The sequence below is a fragment of the Priestia sp. JNUCC 25 genome, assembly GCF_053667915.1.
In genome coordinates, this window is sequence record NZ_JBSJYE010000003.1 from 1 (window position 1) to 4794 (window position 4794).

6 protein-coding genes are annotated in these 4794 nt (G+C 33.9%); 4 read left to right on the forward strand and 2 right to left on the reverse strand.

Translation table 11 applies throughout. From position 1 onward, the window contains the following. Positions 1-595: 595 nt before the first annotated feature. Both JNUCC25_RS27470 and JNUCC25_RS27475 read left to right on the forward strand, forming a co-directional pair. On the forward strand, positions 596-700 hold the full coding sequence (locus tag JNUCC25_RS27470; protein WP_454223392.1) for a plasmid recombination protein: 105 nt from the start codon (positions 596-598) through the stop codon (positions 698-700). Positions 701-966: 266 nt separating this feature from the next. Further along, positions 967-1089 (forward strand): hypothetical protein, encoded by a 123-nt coding sequence (locus JNUCC25_RS27475; RefSeq protein ID WP_279774782.1) that lies wholly within the window; start codon positions 967-969, stop codon positions 1087-1089. Positions 1090-1776: 687 nt separating this feature from the next. On the opposite strand, the gene JNUCC25_RS27480 is transcribed toward JNUCC25_RS27475, so the two are convergent. Then, a complete protein-coding gene (locus JNUCC25_RS27480; RefSeq protein ID WP_029325208.1) occupies positions 1777-2289 on the reverse strand; it encodes a MerR family transcriptional regulator in 513 nt (170 codons plus the stop codon). 264 nt (positions 2290-2553) lie between these two features. On the opposite strand from JNUCC25_RS27480, the gene JNUCC25_RS27485 reads away from it, so the two are divergent. Both JNUCC25_RS27485 and JNUCC25_RS27490 read left to right on the forward strand, forming a co-directional pair. Continuing rightward, positions 2554-2733: a hypothetical protein gene (locus JNUCC25_RS27485; protein ID WP_029325212.1), complete on the forward strand. Its 180-nt coding sequence runs from the start codon at positions 2554-2556 to the stop codon at positions 2731-2733. A gap of 152 nt (positions 2734-2885) precedes the next feature. Next, entirely contained in the window at positions 2886-3761 is an 876-nt protein-coding gene (locus JNUCC25_RS27490; protein ID WP_029325211.1) for a replication initiation factor domain-containing protein, read from the forward strand. A 184-nt stretch (positions 3762-3945) separates the two neighbouring features. Here the strand turns inward: JNUCC25_RS27490 and JNUCC25_RS27495 are convergent, their stop codons facing one another. Next, the gene (locus JNUCC25_RS27495; protein WP_454223391.1) at positions 3946-4503 is read right to left on the reverse strand and encodes a hypothetical protein; all 558 of its coding nucleotides are present in this window, start codon (positions 4501-4503) and stop codon (positions 3946-3948) included. Positions 4504-4794: the final 291 nt, after the last annotated feature.

Genomic DNA, 4794 nt, shown 5'->3' on the forward strand with positions numbered 1-4794 from the left:
ATGTCAAATAGATTATTAGTTGTTCTTGCTATGATTATATTTATAATAAACTTTGTAGTATCACCTATGTTTTTCAATGAAACTCCCAATTCCTATGGTACCTTTATAGGCTTAATTCTACTAAGCATAGCTCTTATTTCTTTAATTGATCAGGTAAATAAAAATAAAAAGAAGTGAGCTATGTTTGGCCATTGTCAATGGTAAGCGGACCGTAGGGAGCATTAAGGAGTTGACAATGTCACTACACCAAAACCCTCTTGGCACTCAAACAAACGCGTTTGTTTGACGCCAACCGGCGAGGGAGCCCCCTCAAAAAAGTGAGGGGGCTGGGGGAGTTTTTTAGATGGGGTTAAGGGGAAGAGTTCCCCTTACAGGTGGTGGACGGCGTCCACGGTCTTCATGAAAAAGGGCATCCGTTAAGGATGTCTTTTTTCATTTTGGCGGAGCCAAACACAGGTCGGAATTCCGACCGCCTACCTCGTAGAGCGCGCTCCCAATTTGATCGAAGATGAAAAATTGGTGTAGTGCGTTACACCAAATCTCAAATTGTGGTATGTTAAACCCAAGAACAGTGGTCGAAATGGGGGATTGAGGGATGGCCAAATATGGGATTATCCGCATGCAAAAGTTCCACAAAGACGCAATATTGGGGATCCAGCAACACAACCAACGAGAAGGAAAAGTTAAAACAAGAGGTTAAGAGGGAATTAGATAGTGAGTATAAAGCCCATATAAGCCATATAAGCAATGATTTGTTAATTGAGAATAAAATATACATAAAAATAAAAAAGAGCCGTGTACAGGAAAATAAGAGTTATGAGCAAGAATAAATCATTTATGATATAATGCCCCTTCATCAGCATATTCAATTTGAAGATATGAAGGTACTCTCTTTGAAAGAGAGTACCTTTTTACGTATAGTGAATAAATTCTTCACCTGTTAATGAAAATAGGAGGTTTTCTCATATGGACTACACATTGTTTCCGGTGGTTATTTCATTAGTAGCCTTAACATTTGCAATGCAAGCTCAGTTAGAAAATAAAAAATTGAGACAACAAATTAGAGAGTTAGAGAGAAAACAGATTTAAGGTATCCCTATTAACAAACTAAAAAGCCACCTCTTGAGTGTGTGGTAAGAGAGGTGGCCTTTTAGTTATATTTACTAGGGTTAAATGAAATCCAACTTGGGAAATCAGCCGGATTGTCACTATAACATATCTAGATAAAAAATCAATTACTTAGAGGCTGAATTAAGTATATGTATAAAAAGAAACTCTCATCTAACGGGCACATTAGATAGGAGCTTCCTTTTTGATTGTTTAACAGATTAATCCGTTAATATATCAATCATCTCAATTTTGAATATTATCAGAATATCCTGTGAAAGTGTACTGAAAAAAAGAGGTAATTTTACCTGAAAATACTATATTTTTTGAAATTAACATATGAATAAAAGGTGCACTTTTTATTCATCTTTAGGTCATTCATAACCCTAAGAAAAGCTGTCATATCAACGATGTATAAAAAGCTGCATAAAGCAGAAACAAGGCCTCATCGAGAACCCTGCTCCCATAAGGGTTCTCTTTTTTTGATGTCTTCCGGAAAGAGTCATTATGTTAACTACCTTTGTATATCGTATACAATGTAAAACAGAAAAAAACTCCTGGCGCTAAATCAGGAGTTTTTTTCAAAAATTATTATCGATGGGATGATGTTAATCATCATGAGTAGTTTGCTCAAAGGTTGCAGCAGCTATGCAACCTTTGAGGTTATTTTTAATTTTTCCAGAACATCCACCATGCTCTCTTGCGACATGTCTGTTTTCTTAGTTCTTGCATTTGTCTCATGAGTTCCGTAACTTGGCGATCTCGTCTCTCTATTTGGGCTTTATATTTTTGTAGTTCTTGTTCCTGAATTTCTAGTCTCTTAATTATATCTTCATATTGTTTGAAGGTAATCGCATATTCTTGGAAACTGTCCTGGACGTCCTTTATATTGTCCATGCTGTCCTGGTTGTCCTGTGTATTGTCCTGACTGTCCTGGACACTTAGGGCAGTCAGGACGCAGTCTTTAATTGTCTTGCCGCCTTGTTTATGTAGATTTAGCATTTTGTTGAAAAGCAAAAGATCATTTTCTGTATAGATAGTTTTTCCTTTATGATTTCTGAAAGTCACGCCAGCTTTAGTAAATTGACTTTTGTAGTTTCTTAAAGTTGATGAACTAACTCCTAATTTTTCAGCAAAAATAGAAGCTTCATACGTTTTTTCTGTAGGGACTACTTTTAGCAAAACTATCCCTCCTTTGTTTAATTAAATATTCGTTATTAAAGTTTTAAATATCCTGTCTGTCCTATCTGTCCTATCTGTCCTATCTGTCCTAAGTGTCCTGGACGTCCTGGGTGTCCTCTGTCCTGTCCGTCCTGTCCGTCCTAAGTGTCCTGGACAATTAGGACACTTGCATTTTTTGTTTTGGGTAATTATTAGTTCGTTGACCAAAATTTAGAATAAGGATATAATGGTTACCAATGTAACCAAAAAGTGAAGGTGATTAATATGGCTGAAGAAAAAGCTAAAACAGAAAGAAAATTATTAAGGATCGAGCCTGAAGCTAATATTCAAATCAAAGAATTAGCATTAGCTTTAACGAAAGAAAAAGGCTCGAGAGTCACTGAAGGAAAAGCAGTTCAGATTGCTGTGCAGAAAATGTTGGAGGAAAAAAGAAGCTTAATTTAAGCCGGCTTCTTCTAATAGCCGGTTTAAGCTCCTAGTTTGGGAGTTTTTCCACACCTAAAAAAGCCCTTGAAGCTTACAGCGCCAAGGGATTGAGAGGTTTTAAAGGAGGTTTTAACTTTTTTAAAGGTTTTTAATGGGGGAGGTAAGAAAAATTGGAAGGTGGAAATATACTAAATATCACGTTTGATCGTATGACGGTTATGGGCGATTTGAGTGATAATAGAGTCTCTCTTTTGAATCAGTTAATAAAAAAATACTCTATAGCAAGAGAGAATAAAATTCATGTATCTGACACAAGGTACCACAGTTACATACGTGGTAAATTTTTAGATGACTTGGTTTATTTTGAGTATGATAGATTAAAAGCAAAATCATTTAACACTCGAAATTTCCGAATAGAATTCAATCCTAATAATTTGAATAGCGAACAAATTGAATGGCTTCAAAAAAATGTGATCCCAATGTTAACCGATGTAGGGATTACTCGACTTGATTTAGCTTTTGATGTTGATTTTAAACTGAGTAATTATCAGTTTATAAATGTAGGAAATGCGAGAGAGAAATCCACAGTTGAATTTCGAAATCCGTCACAACAGCTAGAGACTTTGTACATAGGAAAAAGAGAAAGTGACAAGATGATACGTTTGTATGATAAAAAGGTCGAACAAATGAAAAAGGGTAATGAGGTTGATCAACCCTACTGGTGGAGATTAGAGTTTGAACTTAAGAGAGAAACAGTGGACGAGTTCGCTGATGTGTTTGAAACTTTACAGATAAAAAAGCCCGACTTAAAAGAAATTGAAAAAATACAAGATAGAGCAATGCTTTACTATCTCCGTGATCACCCAGAAGAATGGGCTGAGCTTGGGAATTCAACTAAATCGAAATATAGAAAGATGCTAAGAGAAATAAAAAATGAAAATATGACTCCCCTTTTTAAAAAGGAATTGAAGAAGAAAAAAGCCGAGTTGCTGGAACAACTCGACGGATGGTTCAAAAATCAATATAGAATTTTCGAAAATTGTTGATTTTAATAGCACTATTATAATCTAAAATACAGATAATATTCCAGTAGTAAATATTACTGTCGGAGCCTTACAACGAGAATAGTGTCGAGAATTTACGAATAGATATATAGTATGAATATAGATAAGACCGCCTTATAAACTGATACATAATGGGCGGTCTTTGCTTTGAGTATGATTTAAAATATTAGCTTCTTTTTTCTTTTTTTACTTTTTCTATAGTTTTAAACACTCTAGAATATATATCTTTTACGTCAGTTCTATCAAATTTATCGTTTTTAATTGCATAATCATATTGCCATGTATTGTAGTTATCTCCGTTTGGATTTCCTAAAACCCCTACGATGTAGCTTTGAGTATCATTTACACGATCAGCATATTGTTTATATGTTAGTGAATTATCTACGAAAGGTAAAATAGAACCTTTTGATTCAACAAAAAAGAAGGGTATATGTCCATTTAAATATGTATCTTTGTATTCTTTATTTGCTGCTTTAGATAAGTAAGGTTTTGTAATAATAACTGCATCATATGACTTAAGATCTATTTTTTTTATGTCTTTTAGCGATAGCTTTTTAAAATTAATGGTACTTTCTTTCTCATTAATTTTAGGTATTTTTCCTACTACTGCTATGTTTAATTTTTCACCTTTATAAACTTCTTTATCATTTTGCATAGCGCTGCAACCAATTAAACCAGTGATTAAGATAGTAAGGATTGAAAAAATTTGTATATTCTTTTTCATGAGTTTTGCGATACCCCCGTATATTTAAAATAATCTCAGTGTTTGAATCACACATTTAATAATACATTTAGATGATATGACTATAAATCTTATAAACTTAATATAAGTAAAAAGGATCAAATCTTACTATAGCTATTGATTCCCTAAGATTTACCTATGTATAATGGGGGACATTGTAAATAATAGTTAATAATGAGATATGGTGGTAACAAGGTGTTTCAAAAATTTATAACCACTCTTCCACCGACTGTTATCGTTCCGTTAAGAAATAAATAATAGGCGGTGTTTTAA